General features: G+C 29.3%; 23 protein-coding genes, 1 tRNA gene and 1 other RNA gene. 11 read left to right on the top strand and 14 right to left on the bottom strand.

What is annotated here, in order from left to right; all coding sequences use genetic code 4:
- The 11 genes from FJR74_RS01080 to FJR74_RS07385 all read right to left on the bottom strand — a co-directional run bounded on the left by FJR74_RS01080 (position 1) and on the right by FJR74_RS07385 (position 10,096).
- A complete protein-coding gene (locus FJR74_RS01080) occupies positions 1-807 on the bottom strand; it encodes a TIGR00282 family metallophosphoesterase (RefSeq protein ID WP_140914698.1) in 807 nt (268 codons plus the stop codon).
- A gap of 67 nt (positions 808-874) precedes the next feature.
- Positions 875-1,885 (bottom strand): recombinase RecA, encoded by a 1,011-nt coding sequence (gene recA / locus FJR74_RS01075; protein WP_140914697.1) that lies wholly within the window; start codon positions 1,883-1,885, stop codon positions 875-877.
- A 184-nt stretch (positions 1,886-2,069) separates the two neighbouring features.
- Positions 2,070-4,238 (bottom strand): phenylalanine--tRNA ligase subunit beta, encoded by a 2,169-nt coding sequence (locus FJR74_RS07405; protein ID WP_140914696.1) that lies wholly within the window; start codon positions 4,236-4,238, stop codon positions 2,070-2,072.
- A 12-nt stretch (positions 4,239-4,250) separates the two neighbouring features.
- Positions 4,251-5,192 carry a phenylalanine--tRNA ligase subunit alpha gene (gene pheS / locus FJR74_RS01065; protein ID WP_140914695.1) on the bottom strand — a complete coding sequence of 314 codons (942 nt, stop codon included), beginning with the start codon at positions 5,190-5,192 and terminating at the stop codon, positions 4,251-4,253.
- A gap of 9 nt (positions 5,193-5,201) precedes the next feature.
- Positions 5,202-6,407 (bottom strand): replication-associated recombination protein A, encoded by a 1,206-nt coding sequence (locus FJR74_RS07400; protein WP_140914694.1) that lies wholly within the window; start codon positions 6,405-6,407, stop codon positions 5,202-5,204.
- 98 nt (positions 6,408-6,505) lie between these two features.
- The gene (locus FJR74_RS07395; RefSeq protein ID WP_140914693.1) at positions 6,506-6,925 is read right to left on the bottom strand and encodes a hypothetical protein; all 420 of its coding nucleotides are present in this window, start codon (positions 6,923-6,925) and stop codon (positions 6,506-6,508) included.
- Positions 6,926-6,945: 20 nt separating this feature from the next.
- A complete protein-coding gene (locus FJR74_RS07390) occupies positions 6,946-7,284 on the bottom strand; it encodes a hypothetical protein (protein WP_140914692.1) in 339 nt (112 codons plus the stop codon).
- 83 nt (positions 7,285-7,367) lie between these two features.
- Positions 7,368-7,685: a 30S ribosomal protein S18 gene (rpsR, locus tag FJR74_RS01045; protein ID WP_140914691.1), complete on the bottom strand. Its 318-nt coding sequence runs from the start codon at positions 7,683-7,685 to the stop codon at positions 7,368-7,370.
- 17 nt (positions 7,686-7,702) lie between these two features.
- Entirely contained in the window at positions 7,703-8,161 is a 459-nt protein-coding gene (locus FJR74_RS01040; RefSeq protein ID WP_140914690.1) for a single-stranded DNA-binding protein, read from the bottom strand.
- Positions 8,162-8,179: 18 nt separating this feature from the next.
- On the bottom strand, positions 8,180-8,611 hold the full coding sequence (gene rpsF, locus FJR74_RS01035; RefSeq protein WP_140914689.1) for a 30S ribosomal protein S6: 432 nt from the start codon (positions 8,609-8,611) through the stop codon (positions 8,180-8,182).
- 183 nt (positions 8,612-8,794) lie between these two features.
- On the bottom strand, positions 8,795-10,096 hold the full coding sequence (locus FJR74_RS07385; protein WP_140914688.1) for a CNNM domain-containing protein: 1,302 nt from the start codon (positions 10,094-10,096) through the stop codon (positions 8,795-8,797).
- An 83-nt stretch (positions 10,097-10,179) separates the two neighbouring features.
- Here FJR74_RS07385 and def point away from each other — a divergent pair, with 83 nt between their 5' ends.
- The 10 genes from def (at position 10,180) to FJR74_RS00980 (ending at position 18,305) form a co-directional block, all read left to right on the top strand.
- Complete coding sequence (def, locus tag FJR74_RS01025; protein ID WP_140914687.1) at positions 10,180-10,737, top strand: peptide deformylase; 558 nt, start codon at positions 10,180-10,182, stop codon at positions 10,735-10,737.
- Between the two features lie 171 nt (positions 10,738-10,908).
- Positions 10,909-11,367: a hypothetical protein gene (locus tag FJR74_RS07380; protein WP_140914686.1), complete on the top strand. Its 459-nt coding sequence runs from the start codon at positions 10,909-10,911 to the stop codon at positions 11,365-11,367.
- A 477-nt stretch (positions 11,368-11,844) separates the two neighbouring features.
- An RNA gene (gene rnpB / locus FJR74_RS01015) (RNase P RNA component class B) lies at positions 11,845-12,143 on the top strand.
- 100 nt (positions 12,144-12,243) lie between these two features.
- Positions 12,244-12,987, top strand: coding sequence for a DNA-processing protein DprA (locus tag FJR74_RS01010; protein WP_140914685.1), 744 nt, complete (start codon positions 12,244-12,246; stop codon positions 12,985-12,987).
- An 84-nt stretch (positions 12,988-13,071) separates the two neighbouring features.
- A complete protein-coding gene (gene deoD / locus FJR74_RS01005) occupies positions 13,072-13,788 on the top strand; it encodes a purine-nucleoside phosphorylase (RefSeq protein ID WP_140914684.1) in 717 nt (238 codons plus the stop codon).
- A 10-nt stretch (positions 13,789-13,798) separates the two neighbouring features.
- Positions 13,799-15,094 (top strand): thymidine phosphorylase, encoded by a 1,296-nt coding sequence (locus tag FJR74_RS07375; protein ID WP_140914683.1) that lies wholly within the window; start codon positions 13,799-13,801, stop codon positions 15,092-15,094.
- 24 nt (positions 15,095-15,118) lie between these two features.
- Positions 15,119-15,808, top strand: a complete 690-nt coding sequence (gene deoC, locus FJR74_RS00995) for a deoxyribose-phosphate aldolase (RefSeq protein ID WP_140914682.1) — start codon at positions 15,119-15,121, stop codon at positions 15,806-15,808.
- Positions 15,777-16,406, top strand: coding sequence for a uracil phosphoribosyltransferase (gene upp, locus FJR74_RS00990; RefSeq protein ID WP_140914681.1), 630 nt, complete (start codon positions 15,777-15,779; stop codon positions 16,404-16,406). Before deoC ends, upp begins: the two co-directional genes overlap by 32 nt.
- 180 nt (positions 16,407-16,586) lie before the next feature.
- Positions 16,587-17,570, top strand: a complete 984-nt coding sequence (locus tag FJR74_RS07370; RefSeq protein ID WP_140914680.1) for a Cof-type HAD-IIB family hydrolase — start codon at positions 16,587-16,589, stop codon at positions 17,568-17,570.
- 33 nt (positions 17,571-17,603) lie between these two features.
- A complete protein-coding gene (locus FJR74_RS00980) occupies positions 17,604-18,305 on the top strand; it encodes a ribonuclease HIII (RefSeq protein ID WP_211333930.1) in 702 nt (233 codons plus the stop codon).
- A gap of 84 nt (positions 18,306-18,389) precedes the next feature.
- Here the strand turns inward: FJR74_RS00980 and FJR74_RS07365 are convergent, their stop codons facing one another.
- Positions 18,390-20,003 (bottom strand): ABC-F family ATP-binding cassette domain-containing protein, encoded by a 1,614-nt coding sequence (locus tag FJR74_RS07365; protein ID WP_140914679.1) that lies wholly within the window; start codon positions 20,001-20,003, stop codon positions 18,390-18,392.
- A 132-nt stretch (positions 20,004-20,135) separates the two neighbouring features.
- The gene (locus FJR74_RS00970) at positions 20,136-21,284 is read right to left on the bottom strand and encodes a hypothetical protein (RefSeq protein ID WP_140914678.1); all 1,149 of its coding nucleotides are present in this window, start codon (positions 21,282-21,284) and stop codon (positions 20,136-20,138) included.
- Positions 21,285-21,456: 172 nt separating this feature from the next.
- Here FJR74_RS00970 and FJR74_RS00965 point away from each other — a divergent pair.
- Positions 21,457-21,532 (top strand) — tRNA-Lys (locus FJR74_RS00965).
- Positions 21,533-22,470: 938 nt separating this feature from the next.
- Here the strand turns inward: FJR74_RS00965 and FJR74_RS00960 are convergent.
- Positions 22,471-22,965, bottom strand: coding sequence for a hypothetical protein (locus FJR74_RS00960; RefSeq protein ID WP_140914677.1), 495 nt, complete (start codon positions 22,963-22,965; stop codon positions 22,471-22,473).
- Positions 22,966-23,016: the final 51 nt, after the last annotated feature.

Here is a 23,016-nt window from a genome sequence, read left to right as displayed (position 1 = left end):
TTATTGCTCCTGAATGTTGATTAATTTAATTTTTTTACGATCTGGGTTTTTGCTTAATGTGAAAACAATACCATTTAATTGACATTTGTTTTTAGATACTTTGAACGCTGAAAATGCGCCGTATCTCATTTTTTCATATACTTCTTGAAAATTAGAACCAATAGCACAATCTCTCGGACCACACATACCTGCATCGGTTACAAAGTATGTTCCTTTAGGTAATATTCTAGCATCATTGGTTTGTACGTGAGTATGAGTTCCGAACACCGCATCAGCTTTTCCATCTACATACAATGAGAAAACTGATTTTTCAGATGTGGTTTCGCCATGAAAATCAACTATGTAATAATTGGCTTTAACTTCAGAATAAATTTTGTCAAATTCATCAAAAAAGTTATTTGCGCTTTGTTCTTCTCAAGGCTCTAATAAAGGATTAAATGTAATTCCCATCATTGAAATAATGGCAACTTTATTACCTTTAACATCAAATATTCTAACCCCTTTACCAGGATATTTTGAATTAATGTTTGCCGGGCGAATTAAATCATTATTTTCGATAATTTCATGAATTTTATCTTTTGCTCAAACGTGGTTTCCTAACGTAAAAGCGTTAATTCCAGCATTTTTTAGGCGGTTGTATTCTTTAGGCTCAAATCCTTTTCTACCTGATACGTTTTCTGCTTGAGCGATAACAAAGTCTATTTCATTTTCTTTAATTAATGATGCTATTTGTGATTCTACAAATCTAATTCCAGGAGTTCCAAAAATGTCTCCTAAAAATAGAATATTAAGGTCTTCTTTTTTCATAAAGTAAATTATACGATAAATAAAAATAATTAAATAAAGATAACTTTATTTAACTAATTTTTAGATTTTATTCATTTATTTTTTCAATAATTTTAGTCTTAATTTCTTCAAAAAGAGATGAATTATTTTCTAATAATAGCTGTAAATTTGTTTGACCTTGAGCAATGTTATTTCCTTGGTAACTGTATCACGAACCTTTTTTAGCAATAATTCCATATTCTTCTGCCAAATTAATCAATTCACCAGATTTTGAAATCCCTTTAGAAAATACAATTTCAATTTGAGCCGTTTTATATGGTGCTGCTAATTTATTTTTAACAACTTTACATTTAATTTGATTACCAGTTACATCACCATTTTGAGTAATGTTTTGCATTTTTCGCACTTCCAATCTAACTGATGAATAGAATTTAAGTGCTCTACCGCCTGGTGTTGTTTCGGGGTTACCAAAAACAACTCCTATTTTGTCTCGAATTTGGTTTATAAACATTATTGTTGTATTCATCTTATAAAGCGTTGACGTTATTTTTCTTAATTCGCGCGACATTAAACGGGCTTGTGCTCCAATTAATTGTTCTCTAATGTCACCTTTCAACTCAGCTTCTGGAACTAGAGCAGCAACCGAATCAACAACAATTAAATCAATCACGCCAGAATGAGTTAATGTATTGACAATTTCTAAAGCCTGTTCGCCTGAGTCAGGTTGCGAAAGAATTAAATTGTTAATGTCCACGCCTAAGTTTCTCGCATAAATCGGATCAATTGAATGTTCAGCGTCAATAAACGCAGCAATCCCACCATTTTTTTGTACTTCAGCAATCGCATGTAAAGCAATAGTGGTTTTACCAGAACTTTCGGGACCGAAAATTTCAATGATTCTGCCCTTCGGCCAACCATTAATACCCAGTGCTTTGTCAATAGCCATCGAACCACTACTGAATACTTCGCAGCTAATATCTGGTTTATCACCCAGAATCATAATTGACTCTTTACCGAATTTTTTTTCGATTTCTTTTAATGTTTCTTTTAAAATATTTTGTTCGTTATTTTTTTCATCTAATTTTTTTTTATCACTCATTTTGTTCTCCTGCTCTTAGTTTACATAAATAATTCCACAAATATATTTATGTATGAAAACATAAAGAAAAAAATGCGAAATTAAATTCAGTTTATCTGTCAATCTAATTAAATAATATCATCAAATTAATTTTATAAAGCCCGTTTAATATAAAAACGATGCCTTAAGGCATCATTATCTTAAATTAAGCAAATATACTATCAAATTTCTTAGTTGCTCATTCTTCTAATGTAACTGATAAAGTAACATTAATTAAATTTTCATCTTTTACATAAGTATCTTTAACGCTAACTGAATGAACGCCAACAACCTTGTTAATTTTTTCTACAATTGCATCTAAACTATCATGTGGTTTCATTCCAACCGTTATATCTCTTGTTTTCAAAGGCGCATGTTTATAATCTTTAAATTCTACTCTCTTGTCTTTAATTTCATCTAATTTTATTTCCGCAAAAATTGCATTGATATTCAATAGAGAAGGGTGCAATTTAGCAATATAACCAACATAATTTTCACCTAGGTATATATCGGTTGAAGCGTTAGGATTAAAACATGATTTATTTGAAGGTTTAAATACTAATTTTTGATTTGTTAGCGAAATAATATCTTTTTTAATTTCATTGAATGTTTTTTCATTACTACAAATACCTAAAACGTTCATTTCTTTATTAATCATACCGATTTCAAAATATGAACCTTTTGGCATGCCTTGTTTTTCGTTATGGATTAAAACATTTGCTAATGGCATGATCATTGAGTATCTAATTTGTGAGTGATCATAATTTTTAGAAGCAACAGCATTCAATGTTTCTTCAAAACCAAAAGGATTGAAAATATTCGTTTCTGGTTTAATTAAAGTATATGTTCTAACATTCATATAACCTTTATTTTTGAAAATATTATTAAACTTATCTTCAATATTAGTTTGTAAAATTAAGCGCGTGATTTTTGGTTGTTTTGAAGGGAAATTATCATATCCATAGAATCTGAATACTTCTTCAACAAAATCCTGCATATTTTTTAAATCATAACGGTATAGTGGAAAAGTTACCGCCGAATAATCGCTTTTGAATTTAAAACCTAAACTTATTAATTTGTTTAAAACAGCAGCATATTTTTTAGTTTTAGTAATATTGAATCCTGCATATTTGGTTATGTAACGTGTATCTAATAAAATTGTTTTTTTATGAACTTTAGGCGCGTTAATTAAAACAGAATATTCTTTTAAATATTGTGCTAAAAATTCATACGCCATTAAAATTTCGCCATTAGAAATTTCTTTATTTGCCCGGCTTGATGAATTAGTATCAAATTTGATTTGTTTAGCATTTTTTCTTACTTCTTTTAAATTAAATGAAGCTAATTCAAATACAGCTTTTTGAGCCGAGTTAGTATATTGATAATTTTCCAAACCAATTGTGGCAGCCAATGAAACAGGCTCATCACCATTTTTAACAACTAGATTTTTGTCCAAAGTCACTTCTTTATCGCCAAAAATATTTACTTTATCAGAACTAAACCCAACGCTAAATTCGTTGCTTTTTAGTTGTGCTTTATTATAAACATGGCACGGCACACCAGCATAAATTAACACTAAATTAGTAATGTCAACTGCGTTTCTAAATGTTTTAATACCATGTTTTCATAATAGGAATTCTTCTTGAATACTTAATTTTAAATCTGTATTGTTTGCCTCTACTAAACTAAAAGCATTGGTATCTTTTAAAGTTCCTATTTTTAAGTCGCTAACTAAATTAGCATTAGCTTTAGGTAAAGGGACGACTTCAGTATCAAAATATGCAGCCAATTCTTTAGCAAAAACTAAATAACATAATGCATCAGCTCTATTAGATAATATTGACACGTCAATCATATAATCATCTAAATCAAAATATTCCATTGGATCTAAATTTAAATCAACTTTTCCGACTTGGAAAATTCCATCAAAACTATCCTCAGCAGCTACGTTTTCATCGATACCAATTTCATGTAATCCAACGAACATTCCTTCTGAAATAATTCCTTGCATCATTCTTGATTGTAAAACTAATTTACCAGTTCTTGAACCAGGAACAAACGCCATAACATAATCGTCATCATGCATGTTGGTTGCATTCGTTTGAATAATTGATTTGCTACCATCACCAAATTCAACTTCACAAACAGTTAAACGATCGGCATTTGGGTTTTTATAAGCTTTTAAAACGTGACAGAATTTAATTCCTTCAACATCAGCAAATTTATGATATTCTTCTACTTCAAATCCGATTGAATTAATTGCGTTTACAACTTCTTCAACTGAAATGTTTTTTAAATTAGCTAAACGACATAATTGTTTATATGAAAAAATCATGATATCTCCTTCTTATTTAAATTGTTTTAAAAATCTTTGATCGTTTGTATATAGTTCACGAATATCTTCAATACCGTATTTAATCATAGCAATTCTTTCAATACCGATACCTGCAGCAATTGCATTCATGTCATTAGTATAACCGGCTGCCTTTAATACATTTTCATGAATCATTCCAGCTCCTAAAACTTCTATTCATCTGTTTTTGAAAAAGACATCAACTTCAACACTAGGTTCGGTAAATGGAAAATATGAAGGTCTTAGTCTGATCTTAACTTTTTCTTCTAAAACATATGAAAGCATTTCGGTTAATGTGTAAATTAATGTTCCGAATGAGTGGTTACCAACACTAATTAAATCTAATTGAGTAAATTGATGAGTATGCGTTCGATCTTCTTCATCATTACGGTAAACTTTTCCAATTGCAAATTGTGAAAATTCTTGGTTTACATATTTTTCTAAAGCACGGGCCGATATACCTGTGTTATGCGTTCTCAATAATTCATTTTCATTTAAATATAAAGAATCTTGCATATCTCTTGCTGGGTGCGATGCAGGAATGTTTAATCTTTCAAAGTTATATTCATCAACTTCTACTTCGCTGCATTGATATTCAAAATATCCATTAGAAATTAATCATTCTCTAAATCTTTGACTAACAATATTAATTGGATGCAAACTTCCTTCACTTTGGACAGGGTAGGCATAATCTTCGAAATCACTTTCTAATTTTTTGGCAATTTCTAAATCGTTCAATCTTTTTTTAGCAGCTTCGAAAAATTCTTCAGCTTCGGCTTTTAGGGCTTGAATTTTTTTGCCTAATTCGGCTTTATTTTCTTTTGGCGCAACTTTTAGTTCCTGCATTAAGTTTATTAATTCTTCAGAATTCGCAAATTGATTTTTAATTAATTTTAAATCTTCAATCGAATTAATTTTTTCTAATTCAAATTTCATATTTTCTCCTTACTTTTTAAGTTTTTCTCAATATTCATTAATTTTAGCTTCGTATCCTAATGTTTGATTTTTATATAGTTTCATACCTTTTAATTCATCTGGTAAATATTGTTGCGAAATAAAATGGTTGGTATAATCATGCGGATATTTGTAACCAATGCCACGTCCTAATTTTGATGCCGAAGAATAATGCGCATCTTTTAAATGGCTAGGAACTTCATAAACACCTTTGTTGTCAATTATATGCATTGCTGCTTGAGCTCCTAAATATGCTGAATTAGATTTTGGACTTAAACAAATACATAAAATTGCATTCGCTATCGGCAAATATCCTTCCGGCATTCCTAATCGTTCAAATGTTTGAATGGCCGCTTGAACTTGCGGGCCCAGACTCGGGTTTGCTAATCCAACATCTTCATAAGTCGCGCACATCATTCTGCGAAATAGACCATCAAAATCACCCGATTTTACAATAACAAAACCTCAATATAATGCAGCATCGCAATCTGAACCTCGTAACGACTTATGAAAAGCACTTAAATAATCATAGTGATTGTCTGCTTTTTCATCTGAAGCAAATTGAATTGAAGGAATAATTTTCTTTACTTCTTCAACACTTACCTCATGGTTTTTTGATAACAAAGAAACAAGTTCAAGGCTGTTAATAGCTGAACGAAAATCTCCATTTGCTTGAATTGCTAGAAACTCATAAATGTTATATTTTAAATTTTTATCAATGTCTTTTTCTTTAGCTATTTCAATTAATTTATTTTTAATCGTTTCGGTGCTCGGTTTTTCAATCTCAACGATTGTACAACGTGATCTTAAGGCAGGATTTAATTTAAAATATGGATTTTCTGTCGTTGTTGCGTAAATTGTAATTAAATCGTTTTCTAAATAAGGCAATAAAATGTCTTGTTTATCTTTGTTTAAACGATGTATTTCATCAATTATCAAAATTTTATTAGTTTTCAATTTATAGACTAAATCTTCTTTTTTGTCGATTGCAGCATTGAAATAATCAAAACTAACTTTTAAATTTTTAGCAAGAATATAAGATATTGTAGTTTTTCCTGTTCCGGGTTTTCCATAAAAAATAAACGAGCGGAAATCATCATTTTCAATTACACTTTGAAATAATATTTTTTTATTTTTATCACAAATAAAGCTTTCGAGGTTATCCGGTCTTACTAAATTAGCTAGGTTTGAATTCATAACTTAATAATTATAAAATAAACCTTATTAATAAGGTTATTTTTTAAGAAAACTTTTGTATTAAAAACGCCTAGGCCACAACCCTAAACGTTATTTTGTTACATTGCTGATATTCGTCTAGCATAAATCATACTTTGAATTGAAGATATGATTAAACATGTTCTACTTACAAGGGCACCAGCTAAAGATAAAATGAATCCCTTTACATTTTGTTCTCTTCAGTTTAAAACCGCCGAAGTAATTCCAATTATTAAGCTTGAAGCAAGTGAAATGGTTCAAAGAATGATAGCAACAAAAAATATTAAATTAGCATAGTCTAAGCTAGATTTTTCAGCTTCTGTTGCAGCTTCTCTAATTTTGCTTGCGTCACTAATGTTATGCGCGCCAGCAATACTATTATTTATAATTGCAACACTCGCAAAACCATACACAAAAAAGGCAAACATAGCAATACCAAAAATTGCTAAAATGATTTGCGCAATCATTACTTGATTAAATTTCTTTAACTCTGTTTTCATAAATATCTCTTTTCTTAAGGTTATAATTTAACATTATTTTTTGAAAGTTTTTTAACAAACTCAGTAGGAGGTAATAATAAAAGTCATATATCAAAACATATCAAAACTGGTGGTAGCAATAAGCCAAAAATGAAGAAAATTATTCGCTTAGTATTCATTGGCAATTTTATTAAGAAAATCTCAATTAATCCCATAATAAAATGCAATGAATAAAAGGAAATTACCAAATAAAGCATTATCATTGGTTTATCAAGAGAACCCAATTCATATCTAATCAATATTGATAAGCCAATAATTGTGAAAATAAGGCTTAGTAATATTGAACTTCACACTGTTCATTTAAGTCTTTTATTTTGCATATTTTATAATTTTACTTTTTTTATTGAAAAAAAAATAAAAACCCCGTAAATTACGGGGCTTTATACTAAATTCTGCAGATTTTCTAGTTATTTTCAGATTGAACTGATTCTACTTTTTTAGCTTCTTCTTTAACTGTTTCAACTTTCTTTTCTCTTTTTACTGTTCCAATGTATGGTAAGATAGCAACAAATCTTGCTCTTTTAATTGCTAAAGCAACAGCTCTTTGGTGTTTAGCACAAGTTCCGGTGATACGTGATGATAAAATTTTTCCTTGTAAGTTAACTAATTTTGATAAAACTTCTTCGTTTTTGTAATCAACGTAAGTAACAGGTTGTTTACTTAAACAGAATTGACATGGACGTTTACGAATAAAAGGTTTTTTACGAACGATTCTTGCCATAATAGCTCCTTTAATTATTAATCTTGGTCTCAAGATAAGTCAACAAATTCATCGTTGCTTGAGTTACCATTATCGTTTGATACTGGTCCAAGATTATCAAATGCTTGATTTGGAATAGCGAACTCATTTAAATTATTTTTTTTACGCGATTCAGTAACTTCACGAGTTTCAAGTGATTCAACACGGTCAACACTAACTACATAAGCAGTTACAACCTGACCATCAGAACCATTAACACGTGATGATTGGAAGGTTCCTTCAACTGATACTAATGAACCTTTATCTAAATACTTGTTAACAAACATACCGTTATTTCTTCACGCTACGCAAGGGATAAAGTCAGTTACAGTTTCTCCATTTGGATTCGTATATTGTCTTCTAACCGCTACTGTAAATCTTGAGTATTCAATGTTTGACGCAGTAACACCTTTATAGGGGGCGCTTGCCAAACGACCTACTAAAATAACTTTGTTCATTATTCCTCCTAATTAAAATTATTCAGCGTCAACTGGTTTTTTAGCTCTTGGTTTTCTTTCAACTTTTGCTTCGCCGTCAACTGGTTTTGATTCTCTGTTAGGTCTTACAAATGGTTTTTTACCATCTTTATTCATTGGTTTTTTATTGCTTCTTCTTACTTTTCTTGGTTTTAAACCTTTTTCAGAATCTAGGTTAATAATTAAAGATCTTAAAATTGATTTGTCAATGTTTAATTTTCTTGTTAATTCTGACATTAATTCTGGAGCAGCTTTTGCTGATACTAAGTAGTAAGTTGCACGAGTTAATTTGTTAATTGGATAAGCTAATTCAGTTCTTTCCAATCTTTCGATTTTTGTGTTTTCTTCTGATAAAACACTTAGAAGTAATGATTTAACTTCTTCTTCGGTAGATTGAGGGTTTACTAGAATCATAATTTCATAATTTGACATTATTTCTTCTCCTTCTGGACATTTGGACCACATTGGTCAAGGAGTCTCACCCTTTGTTAATATATGATTAAAATATTTTAACGATAGTATTATAGTATAAAAAACTAATTTATATATAATATAAATAAAAAAAGCGAATTGCCTTAAAGAGAAAATCGCTTTTTTTAAATTAATTATTTGTATTTAACGACTTCAGTCGATTTCGATATAATCATATTTTTTATCTTTACTTTTCTTTTCCAAGACTTTAAAATCAATTTTATCTTGATAACTAAAACGAGTATTTTTTCTTAATGTATGTTGCACTTGTTTTTCAAGCCACTGTGATAAAGTTAAATTCTTATCTTTTTCTTCTAGTTCGATATCGAAATATTCTTCTAATTCAAGTTGTTTTCACAAGGTTTTCATTAACACTGTACCCTTTGCTTCACAACGTTCTAAACTGATTTCATAAATTTGTTCATCATCGTCATATTCATCATAAATTTCGCCAAATACTTCTTCAATAATATCTTCGATCGTAATAATACCAATAACTGTATCATTACTATTATTTTCAATAACGAAAGCCATTTGCGCTCTTGCGTGACGCATTTTTTCTAATGCTACAGATAATAATGAGTTGGCCGAAACTTTTGGAACTGTTTTAACATAGTTCATGATGTTACCGCGTTTTAAAAAGAAAATATCTTTCAATAATAAAATTCCGATTAAATCGCCGTCCTTTTCAACTGGTATTCTTGAGTAGTTAGTTTCTTTAAACATTTCAAGTGCATCGGATAAAGTTGATTTAGATGAAATATAATCAACATTTTTTAGCTTAATGTAGTGTTGCGAAACTTTAGTTGAATCAAGGTCTAAAACATTTTGAGCCATGATTGATTCATTAATTTCCAAAACACCCTCATCTTGAGCTATGTCAATTAAATTTTTCATTTCTTCTTCAGTATTGGTTATATAGATTTTCTTTCCGATTTTTGAAATAGGATAGGTAATTGGAAAAAAGATTCAGTATAACATTGCAATGAATCAGTAAAACGATCTAACTGTTCTTTCGGGATATGCTTTGGCAACAAGTTTAGGAACAATTTCAGCGAATAAAACAATAATTGGTGTCATTACAACTGTTGAAATTATCGTTGCAGTTCCGGTAGGTAAAGCAGCTAAGGATAAAACATACACTAGAAGGGTTGAAGCTCCAATATTTACTAAGTTATTAGCAATCAAAATAGTCCCTAATGTGCGGTTAAAAAATTGATGTTGCTTTTGAATAAATTTTGCGCCGCGAACATTCTTTTCAACCATTATTTCAATTTTCGGTCTTGATAATGATGTATAAGCTGTTTCGCATGCAGAAAATATTCCACTAGCGATCAATAAAATTATTAATAAAATCGAATAAATTGCATATTGTCAAGGTTTCCCTTGTGCATTTGTTTGGGCAGCAGAAGCTGTATTTAAATATGTGATGAGCGATACGTCCATTCGTGTTTAACTCCATTATTTTAATATCAATATATGTAGTATTATATTATTATTTTTTTATTTTTACTATTATAATATATTTTATGTTTAAATTTGAAGATGTTAAATTAGTTCAATTGCCTGAAAAAGTACTTAGAGAAAAGTCTCATGATGTGCCAATTCCGCTAACTCAAGAAGATGATGAATTAATCCAAAAGATGATTTATCACGTTGACGATAGCCAAGAACCGCTAACAAAATTCAGACCTGCCGTCGGAGTTGCTGCAGTTCAATATGGAATTTTAAAAAATATTTTTTACATCATGATCCAAGATGAAAAAGGCGAATATATTTTTAAAGATGCTTTAATTAACCCGGTGATGTTGGGACATTCCGATCACAAAATTTCTTTATCTGAAGGAGAAGGATGTTTGAGTGTAAATGAAAATGACCCCGGACAAGAAGGATATGTGTTCAGATATTCACGTGTGGTAGTTAAAGCTTACTCATATTATGAAAAAAAATGAAAAACATACGATGTTTCGGGTTATCCTGCCATTGTTATGCAACATGAATATGATCATTTACAAGGAAAATTGTTCATTGACCACATTGATAAAAAAAATCCATGAGAAATGAAAAAAAATAGCTCAACAATATAAAAAATACATTTTCAAGCGTATTATTGCGCTTGATTTTTTGTTATTTTGAAAATTAATGGGGGTTAGTTAGTTAGTTAGTTAGTTTGCTATAATTTAAACGTATCAATAAAAAATAATAAATTAGTATTTTTATTTATTATCGTTTTAATTAATATATAGGGGTGGATTAAAATGTGCAAAAACAAAATTAATATTTATAAAAGATCATCAATAATTAATTGGCTATCATTCAGTGTAATATTGTGTACCTTAGCTATTTTCTTACCGGTTTTTGGTTTAATATTCAGAGAATCTAATGTACAGCCTTTATTAAACTGAAATATTTTAAGTTTAGTACTACTTGTTGTCTTATCAGCTGCAATGCTTTGAAATTACATCATTGTATTAAAAAATAAATCTTATAAAACAAACTTAGTTAAAATTACTACTATCGTTTTGATTTCTAGTTTTGCTTTAACTTTAGTTTTATCAATTTTAAGTTTTATATTATTAAAAACAAAAGCATGAGTTAACATTTCATTAGTTTATAGAGTAATATTCTCAATTAACTTAGTTTATTTGCTAATTTATTCAATTATTTTTGAAGTTAAATTTAGAAAAGATATTAATCAAAGAATATTACAAAATTAATGATAAAAAATTTAAAATCAAAAACTACTAAATGAAGTTATAAAATTAATAAGATTTCAGTTTGGCTATGTTGCCAAACTTTTAATTTATCTTTTTTTAGTTTTTAATCTCATTCTTTTCAATCAATTTTTCTGGGATTGTACCAAAAATCTATTCCAGGGCTTTCTCAATAAACCTACTTTTGATTTTGTTTTTAGCTTTTGCATTACTATTAGCATAAATCATGTGGAAAAAATTATGACTTATCTTTATAAATTTATCAATTAAAAAAGTAAGTAATTATTAAAGTAAATAATATAATAAACAATTTTCTAAACATATAGGGATTTAAATTATTTTGAATGTTTTGAAATTTAATGATAGTGAAAATAAAGTTAAATTTATGATTAAATTAATGCTCTTATTTATATCAATAACGACAATAGACTTTTTATTATATTTGGAACTTTAAAATTTTAAAATTTGTTAAAATTAATAAGGCACGGCCGACTGCTGCATCTTATGATGTAGAGGAAAATCCGCTCTAGCACTCACTGTGATGTGAGTAGTGATCATGCTAGACCAAATAAGTCTAGGCACATTTATATGTGACGACTAGTGCAACAGAGACGAGCTTATTAAGTTAAGATGCAACGATGTAAACTCCATGAGTTAGAAACCCAAATTTTGGTGGGGGAACCGAGTCTAGGGAATCGAACCGAAGCCCGGAGGTTATTTATTATAACTTAGATAAATAGTTGGCGCTGCGCAAGCAGTACAGAAAGCGGTTTATAGTGCAAGAAGAACTTTGCGTTCTTCTTTTTTTATTATTTTTTTCGCTTAATATATAAAAAGTTTTTTCTTTGAAGTTTAATGAGAATATAAGCAAGGAGAATAATGAACATGAATGAATTTTTAATTTATTTTACACAAAAATACAAAGGCGATTGAGATACAGTTTATCGCGCTATTAAAAAATTAGAAAAAGTTGAAGAAAAAGAGTTCGACCAAATTAAACAAATTGAAGAAGTAAAAAATAAAAAATACATAACTTTATTAGACGAAAACTATCCAAAAGGATTCAATAATTTATACAAACCACCGTTTGTAATTTATTATGATGGTAATATCAATTTATTAAATAAAAAAATTATCTGTGTTACCGGAAATTTAATGAATGAAAATGGAGAAAAATTTTTAGAAAAATTAGTTTATTTACCCAATGATTACGTTTTCATTAGTGAGGTTTGAAACGGCTATGATATGCGTATTATTACCCATTTACTAAAAAATAATAAAAGTGTTATTGTGGTTTTTGCCTCGGGTATCGAAAGTGGCAAAAAAATGCTTAAGATGCAAGATTTTGTGAATAAAGATGTTTTATTTTTAAGCGAATATCCGGCTCAATATCATATTACAAAAAGAGCATATTATGCACGTAATCGTATTGTTGCAGGTTTGGCAGATTCATTAATTTTATTGGCATCTCAAAACAATAAATTGATGCCTTTGGTTGATAATTTTATTGAACAAAATAAGCGGGTTTTATGTATTGCTCCGATGAATGATGAAGAAAATAACGATAATATTGAATTAATTAACAATGGGGCTTCATTAATAAATAGTTTAAATAATATTTAAAAATCAGTATTGTGTCAAAATAAATGTTCACTTTATTATAAAATATAACTGTATGTAAATTTTAAATCATATAAGGAGAACATTATGACCCCACATATTAATGCCAAAGATGGTGCATTTGCAAAATTAGTATTAATGCCTGGTGACCCACTAAGAGCTAAATACATTGCAGACAACTATTTAGAAAATGTTGAACTTGTTTCAAACGTAAGAAACGTGTTCATGTACACCGGATACTATAAAGGAAACAAAGTATCTGTTTGTGCTTCTGGAATGGGTGTTCCTTCAATTGGTATTTATTCATACGAACTTTTTAATTTTTATGGTGTAGAAGCTATTGTTAGAATAGGTTCAGCAGGTTCATTCAGAGCCGACATCAAAAATTATGAAATGGTTTTAGCAGAATCAGCATTCAGCGAAAACACATCTTTTAGATCAAACATAATTCTTGGAGATGAAAGCAATGTTGCTAAACCAAGTAAAGAATTAAATGTATTAATTAAAAATCACGCAAAAAACTTAAACATGAATATTCATGAAGAAAGAGTTCTATCTGAAGATGCTTTCTACTCAGAAGTATCAATCGAGGATAGAGTTAAAAAATCAGGTGGTTCTGTTTGTGTAGAAATGGAAGCTTATGGTTTATTCACTGTAGCAGAAAGATTAAACAAAAAAGCGGCTACAATCTTAACAATTTCAGACAACCTAGTAACAAAAGAATTCACAACAAGTGAAGAAAGACAAAACTCATTTAATGAAATGATGAAATTAGCATTATCATTAGCAGAAGACTTTCAATAGGAAGAAAACTATGAGAATAATCGATATTATTAACAAAAAAGTTGAAAATCAAAAACTAAGCAAAGAAGAAATTGATTTTTTCATTAACGGTTATGTCGGTGGAGAAATTACTGATTATCAAGCTTCAGCTTTATTAATGGCCATTAGGTTAAATGGATTAAGTGATGAAGAAACAGCTTATTTAACTAATGCTATGATGTATTCTGGAGAAGTTCTTGATTGAAGTTTCTTAGGAAAAACCATTGTTGACAAACACTCAACTGGAGGTGTTGGAGATAAAGTAAGTATTGCATTATGTCCAATCTTAGCAGCTTTAGGATTAACGGTTGCAAAAATGTCAGGACGTGGTTTAGGACACACAGGTGGCACATTAGATAAATTAGAATCAATCGAAGGGTATAATTTTTTACTAAACGACCAAGAATTTAAGGACATTGTTAAAGAACATAACATTGCAATCGTTGGTCAAAACACTAAATTAGTTCCTGCTGATAAAAAAATCTATGCACTTCGTGATGTAACCGGAACAGTTCAATCAATACCTTTAATTGCATCATCAATAATGTCTAAAAAACTTGCAACAGGATCAAATTGCATCTTATTAGATGTTAAATGCGGAAATGGTGCATTTATGAAAGACATTGAACAAGCTAAAAAACTTGGCAAATTGATGATTGAAATTGGCAAACAATTAGGACGTAAAATTGCTGTTGAAATCACAAATATGGAACAACCTTTAGGAAAAACAATCGGTAATAAAATAGAAGTTTTAGAAGCAATGGAAACTTTAAAAGGCAATGGACCTAAAGACTTCACTGAAATCATTTATTCTTCAGGGTCAACATTACTAATGCTTGCCAACAGAGCAAAAGACGAAGAAGAAGCTAGAAAAATGATTAAAGAAGTGATTGGAAGTGGCGAAGCTTTAGCAAAATTCAAAGAATGAATTAAGGCCCAAGGTGGAAAAGTTGAATTGCTAGAACAGCCTAACTGATTCAATCCAAAATATAAATATGAAATCATTTCTCAAAACGAAGGTTATTTAAAGATAAAATCAGCTATTGATTTTGGGCTTGTTGCTATGAAGTTAGGAGCAGGTCGTGCTAAAAAAGAAGATGGCATCGACTATGAAGCAGGTATTTATTTAAATAAGGCTTCAAATGAATATGTCAAAAAGGGTGATGTATTATTCACTTTATACTCATCTAAACCTATTAATACTGAATTAGAAAAGGAATTGATAGAAGCTATTGAATTTAGTGAACAAAAACACGATATCAAAGAAGTGTTTGCGAAACTATTTTAATCAAAATTAATTTACGAGGAAATTATGGAATTAAAAATCAACAAATATATTGACCATACGAACTTGGCTCCATCAGCTACTCACAAAGACATCGATAAGTTAATTGATGAAGCTAAAAAATATGATTTTAAATCAGTATGTATTGCCCCATCATACATCAAGTATGCTAAAGAAGCATTAAAAAACACTGACGTGTTAGTATGCACAGTTATTGGTTTCCCTTTGGGATACAATGCTACAAGCGTTAAAGTTTACGAAACTAAAATTGCTTTAGAACATGGCGCAGATGAAATCGACATGGTTATTAATGTAGGTCGTTTCAAAGACAAACAATACGAATATGTATTAAATGAAATTAAAGCAATCAAAGAAGTTTGCGGCCACAAAGTGTTAAAAGTTATTGTTGAAACAGCTTTATTAACAAATGATGAAATTGCAAAAATTACTGAAATTGTTATGCAATCAGGTGCAGATTTCATTAAAACATCCACTGGTTTCTCATACCGTGGTGCATCATTTGAAGATGTAAAAATTATGAAATCAGTATCAGGAGATAAATTATTAATTAAAGCATCAGGTGGTATTAAATCATACGAAGATGCTTTAGAAATGATTAAATTAGGTGCAAACCGTTTAGGAACGTCAAAATCAGTTATCATTATGGAAGAATCTGAGGGAAAAGATGTTAAAGATTCTTCACCATCCGCTTATTAATATCAAATTAACTGCAATGCGTTCCAAAGACACTAATCACCAAGAATTTAGACAAAATCTTAATGAAATTGCTTCATTAATGGTTTATGAAACATTAAGAGATTATCAAACTAAACCAATGGATGTGACAACACCATTGAATAAAACATATCATGGCGTTACATTCGAACAAGAAATTGTAATTATTCCAATATTAAGAGCCGGGCTAGGTATGCTTACTGGTATTTTAGACTTAGTTCCTCAGGCAAGAGTCGGCCACATCGGTATGTACAGAAACGAAGAAAATGATAGTGTAGTCGAGTACTTTTTCAAAATACCAGATGTTGAAAAAACTGCTAATATTATTGTAGTTGACCCTATGCTCGCTACAGGGACTTCAGCTAGTGACGCAATTTCAAAATTGCGTAGTTTGGGTTTCACAAATATTAGACTTGTATGTTTAGTCGGTGTTGATAAAGGGCTTGAAAAAATTCAAACCGAACATCCAAATGTCGACATCTATTTGGCTGCCAAAGATGATTATCTTAACGAAAATAATTATATTATTCCCGGTTTAGGTGATGCTGGTGATAGAATTTTTGGAACAAAAGGAAAATAGAGCAAATTGCTCTATTTTTATTTTTTGTTTTGGTCAAGTACTGATATCACTATAACTTAAATATATTTTCATAAAAAAATTTTTATTTTTTTATATTTTTATGCAGTATACAGAGCAAAATATTGAAAATATACATAAAAATTGTAAAATTATTACGTATATAATACGAAGGGAGCATTAATGGCTTTTAATAAAGAATCAAACCAAAGAAGATTTTTATTTGCTTTAGACCTTGATGGTACTTTATTAGCTAATTCAGCAACCGGTGACATTCACCCAAAAACTGAATCTGCAATTAAAAGAGCTGTCAAAGAAGGTCATATTGTTTCAATTATTACTGGTAGACCTTGAAGAAGTACAATGCCAGTTTATGAAAAATTAGGTTTAAATGCAATCGTTGGTAACTACAATGGTGCTCACATTCACAACCCAGCCGATCCATTTTTTATTCCTACTATTTCATACCTTGACTTAAATGAAGTTTTATACATTTTAGGTGATGAAAAAGTTAAAAAAGAAATTTCTAACTACGCGATCGAAGGCCCTGACTGAGTACAATTGATGCACAGAGACCCTAACCTAGAAAAAGTTTTCGGATTCAATCAAGCAACCAAATTTAGAGAATGTATTAACTTAGAAAAACTTCCTTTAAAACCTACTGGAATTGTTTTTGATGCAAAACCCACAACAAATGTTTTAGAATTATTAACCTATCTAAAAAGAAGATATGGTGACCTAGGGGAATTTTCATCATGATCAAAAGGAGAAGGTCTAAGTCCTGTATTTGACATAACATCAATCGGTGTTGACAAAGGTAAAGTTATTTCATTAATCATGAGATACTACAACATAAATATTGACGATACTGTTGTTATTGGGGATTCATACAATGACTTAAGTATGTATGAAATTGGTAATGTTGGTGTTGCACCAGCTAACGCTGAACCTTTAATCAAACAATTATCAACTGTTGTTATGAAAGAATCAAACAAAGAAGGAGCTGTAGGCCACTTCATTGATGCATTCTTAGATGATCCAGAAAAATTTATTCAAATGGGACGTGATAAGAAAAAAGAAGAACAAAAAAACGTAAAAACTGTTAAAGCAGATAGTTTCCACACTAAAGAAGAAATTGAAGCAAGTGCAAAAGCATTTGAAGACTAAAAAAGGTAAACATTATATAAAGAGAACTATAGTATGACAAATTTAGATATTGATTATGACAAAATTATTGGAGTCGATGAAACTGGTGTAGGGGATTATTTCTGTCCTATCGTTTCAGTAGCTTGTTTTATACCTGAACAAAATATAAATAAAATTAAGTCACTAGGTGTCAAAGATAGCAAAAAATTAACTGACAAAAAAATCTTGGCAATAGCTGAAGAATTAGAGAACTTGGTTCTTTATAGGAAAACGATTTTGTCGCAAAAAGGATACAACAATCTAATTAATGCCAAAATTAATAATAACGAAATAAAAACATTGATTCATATGAATTCAATTAATCAATTAATTAAATATCTTGGCATTTCAATTGATGTCATCATTGATCAATATACAAACTCATACCAAACATTTGAAAAGCATTTTATTAAACTTAAAACAATCAACTGATTAAATTTTGAAGTGCCTTTGACCAATTTTCACTTAGAAACAAAAGCTGAAGATAAATCACTTGCTGTGGCCTGCGCTTCTATTATTGCAAGAAAACTGCTATTAGAACACATGGAATATCAAAATCATAAGTTTGATTTCAACTTCAAACTAGGCGCTGGAAAAGAAGTTGATATATTGGCAGCACAATTTCTTGAAAAATATGGTTACGAAGTATTATGCGATGCTGCAAAAATTTCATTCAAAACTACGCAAAAGGCTTTAGAAATTATCAGAAATAAATAAAGACATGGAAATTATTTTCTGTGTCTTTATTTTTAAAAAAAAAAAAGCAGCAGAGCTGCTTATTTTGACTATATATTTAAATTATTAATATCCCATTGCTTCTTCATATTCATCAAGATTTCCATAGAATAAAAAGCTTGCTTTTGGTTTAATTTCTAATATTACTGAAGCACAGTCTTTAATCATAGCTCTGTTATATGTTGTAAAAATACATGAGCTTTTATATGATTTAATAGCTTCAATTAAACTATCAATAGATTCAGAATCTAAGTGATCTAATGGTTGGTCAAAAATTAAAAAGTTGCTTTCTTCTAACATTAGTTTTGACATCATTAAACGAACTTTTTCTCCCCCTGAAGTAACTGTTACGTTTTTAAATACGCTGTCATTTGAGAATAGCATACGACCTAAAAACGCACGCATTCTTGAATCGCTATTATCTTTAGTTTCTTGGGTTGAATTATTTAATGGTCATTTACTAATTCATTCTAAAATGGTTTCTGATTCTTTAAAATATTCTAAGTTATTATTAGGGAAATAATTTGGAGTAATAGTAATACCTCAATTTACTGTCCCGCTGGTTGGTTGTCTTCTGCCCATTAAAATTTCTAATAATCTGGTTTTAGCAATATCATCGTTACCAATAATTACCATTTTATCACCAGGTCTAATTGTAAAACTTACATTTTCAAATAGAGTTTCACCAGCATCATTAACATAAGTTAAATTTTCTACTGATAAAATTTGTTTTCCCGGTAAACGATTTAAATCAAAATTAATATATGGATATTTTCTAGAAGAAGGTTTTAATTCATCAATTACAATTTTTTCTAATAATTTTTTACGGCTAGTTGCTTGTTTTGATTTAGAAGCATTGGCTGAGAAACGAGCAATAAATTCACGTAACTTTTGTGCTTGTTCTTCTTTTCTTAAATTTTGCTTTTGTTGCATTTCGATCAATAATTGGCTTGATTGTTTTCAGAAACTATAATTACCAACAAATTGTTTTGCTTCTGAATAGTCAATGTCAATAATGTGAGTACATATTGCGTCTAAAAAGTCAGAGTCGTGAGATACAACAATAACAATATTAGGATAATCCATTAAAAAGTTTTCTAGTCATTTAATCGTTTTTAAATCCAAACGGTTAGTAGGTTCGTCCATGATTAATATGTCGGGGTTACCAAATAAAGCTTTTGCCAATAAAACTTTAACTTTTTCATTAGCTTTTAAATCAGCCATTTTCATATTTCATTTTTCAGGCTCTAATCCTAAATTTGATAGCAATGTTTGGGCATCATTTTCTGCACTTCACCCTCCCATTTCACCATATTTAGCTTCTAAATTACTTGCTCTTTCGTAATCTTCATCAGTTGCGTTTGGGTCTTCATAAATTTTATTTTTTTCAATATTTAATTCATATAACTCTTTATTACCCATAATAACAACATCAGTTACATTGTATTCATCATATTCATTTTGATTTTGTGAAAGAACACTCATTCTCGCATTTTTTTCTTTAATAATTTGACCTTCAGATGCTTCTATTTCACCACTTAAAATTTTTAAAAATGTTGATTTTCCAACACCATTTGCACCAATTATTCCGTAAACATTACCTGGTAAAAATTTTAAATTAACATTTGTAAACAATTTTTTATCAGGAAAAATTTTACTAATTCCACAAACATCTAACATTTTTTCTCCTTTACTTTTTAATCTAATAAAAAAGATTATTTTTAATAAAAATAATTTCAATTATAACAATAAAAATTATTTTTCTCAAAAAACAAAAAATTATGGCGATAAAACGCCATACTTTAATTGTTTTTATAAATAAATATCAAATGTTTCAGTCACCTTATTAGCATCTGCTTGTGATACTTTTGTTTCAGATCCGTCACCAAGTAATTTAACCCTTACAAAGTAATTATTGTCTTCATCTTTCATAATAGGAATATATTGGAATTTGTTTTTTCCAAAATTATAGTTATACATCATGTGTTTTAATACTGATATATCTGGCTTGCCATTACTTTCAGCTCAATTTAAATTAAGAAGGATTCCTTTTTTTGCATCTTTTGAGTCAGTTCCAAAAGTAAATGTTTCTCTATTTAAATATAAATCTTTTTTATTTGATTTTTTAGCTTCTCATTTAGCGTCTAGTTTTGCTTTTAAATCATCGTCAAGTCCAACAAAAAGGTTTTTATTATTTTGTTTTACTATATCAATAATTTTTTCTGCATCTGTTTTATTATTTTCTTCTGCACTACCATTAGAAGATTCCGATCCATTGCCGTTTTCTACTGTTGATGGATTTGAATTTGTTTCATGTGTATCGCCATTTGTAGGATTAGAATTTTCTGGTTGAGAAACTTCTCCGCTGTTTGATCCAGAGCCTTGGTTTGCATCGCTTGTCGAAGCGCCATCAGTGTTTGATTCATTTGAATCTGAAGCGTTTTCATTTGCTTTAGGTTGTTCTGAATCTTTTTCGTTATTTTCATCAGTTGCCCCAGGAGTTACGGCGCTAGAACCTGTTTCAGAAGGTGTTGTTGATCCGCCGTTTCCTTCTGCGCCGCCATTAGAAGATTCTGAGGCATTGCCATTTTCTACTGTTGATGGATTTGAATTTGTTTCATGTGTATCGCCGTTTGTAGGGTTAGAATTTTCTGGTTGAGAAACTTCTCCGTTGTTTGATCCAGAACCTTGGTTTGCATCGCTTGTTGAAGTGCCGCCAGTATTTGATTCATTTGAATTCTCGCTTTTATTTTGATCGCTAGTAGTTGGCGATTCCTGATTTTGCGAATTCGATTCATTGCCTGTACTGTCGGTTCTAACAGGGGTAACTTTTATAGTATCTTTATCATTGTTTTTATCTGTATTGTTTGTTCCTTTGTCACACGCGCTTGCTACAACAATTGGAGAGGCAGCTAGTGCTGCTGCGCCTATTGCGAATAATAATTTAGTTGATTTTTTCATTACATTCCTTTATTTTTTATACTTTACGCCTGTATTATATAAGCAAATATTTACTTTTTTTATAAAAAATTTATATTTTGGCAAAAGATAAAAATTAATCATATTTATTGGAAATTTTAAACTTAATTTTTAGATATTTTTGTGTTTTTGATTTATAATATTATTGCTTTATGCATCCTTAGCTCAGCCGGTAGAGCAAGGGACTCTTAATCCCTGGGTCGTGGGTTCGAACCCCACAGGATGTACCATATAAAAAAAACAAGCTAAATACTTGTTTTTTTTATATTTAGTTTTTCAAAGCAAATTCTTAAAAACTTTATCATTTATAAAAAAGTCAATTCTACGACTACTTTTTTAAAAATATTAACATGTTGTAATTATTAATAAAGTCTAAATGAACCGGTAATTAAAAGAAAGAAAATTAATTTATTTCTTTGTCAAAAAATAAATTAAAAATGCTTGAAATTATAATAAAAGTGGTCATACAAATTTAATGTATGTCCACTTTTAATTTGTGCGTCAAAATATTGCTTAGAAGTACCTTCTTCAGCTGGTTTTTTTAGATTTTTGCCTGTAGCAATCACATTATTTGATGATGATTCAGGGGTAGTTTTAGTATTAGTTGTTGTAGATGAACTTATTTTCTAGGGTTGTTTAGCTGGAGTTTATTTCTTGTCTCAAGCACTTACGATGATAATTGAAAAAGCAGCTACAGTTACTGCTGCTAATTCAAATAATAATTGAGCAGATTTTTTAATTTTTATTCCTTTATTTTATATATTTTTTTACAGACAAACTTTGTGTTTTATATTAAAACATTGCTTGTAGCCTTGCATTTTAAGATGATAATCATTTTAAAATTGAGACAAATTTTGGATTTTTATAAAAATATTGTTATTAATTTAAGTTACTGATAAACAAAACATAGTCCAAAAAAATAATGATTATTTAAAATTATGTATTTATAAAATACTAAGCTTTATAACTATTAAATTTAATCTAAAATCAGTAAAATTTTTTTGTATATTTTACATTTTTTTATACTACTTAATTTATATAAAATTTAATATTTAATATATCTATTGCTGTTTTTATTTTTTATAAATATAGAAATACTCTAAAATTTTTAAAACACAAGCAAGCTTTTTGCATGCTTGTGTTTTATATTTACTAAAAAATCTTTAAATTATTTGCCCAATTGATTTACAAAGTCGTTAAATTTTTGAATAAATGAGCTTTTTGTTAAAGATGTTCCGTGTCCGTACGCAACTCTGTCTGCAGATTCTTCCATTTCATTTGTATTAATTTGATCCAAGATATTTAATATATCTTGAAATTTTGTTACTTCTAATGGAGTGTCATCAGAATTGGCGTATTTTTCATCGATTAAATCAATAAATTCTTGTTTATGTTGTTTAAATGTATTTAATAATGTTTTAAAGCTTTTTTCATTTAAATTTAAAAATTCAGATTGTTGATAAAATAATTTGTTTTCGGTTGTTTCTTTGTTTCCGTCAACTTCTTTATTTTCCTTAGTATCGGTATTTTTTTCAACTTCTTTATTTTCTTGAACTTTTTCGTTTTCGGTGCTGGCCTTTTGGCATGATACTGCCGCAATTGCGATTGGGCTAATTGTTACTATTGAAGCAATAGTGAATAAAATCTTTTTGTTTTTTTTCATATTTTTCCTTTTGCATAAAATTATACAAAAAAATGAAGCATAACACTGCTC

Origin of the sequence: Metamycoplasma neophronis, assembly GCF_006491995.1 — a bacterium.
GTDB classification, from domain to species: domain Bacteria; phylum Bacillota_I; class Bacilli_A; order Mycoplasmatales; family Metamycoplasmataceae; genus Metamycoplasma; species Metamycoplasma neophronis.
The sequence above is the reverse complement of the archived record's forward strand: the minus strand, read 5'-3'. Positions and strand labels throughout refer to the sequence as shown.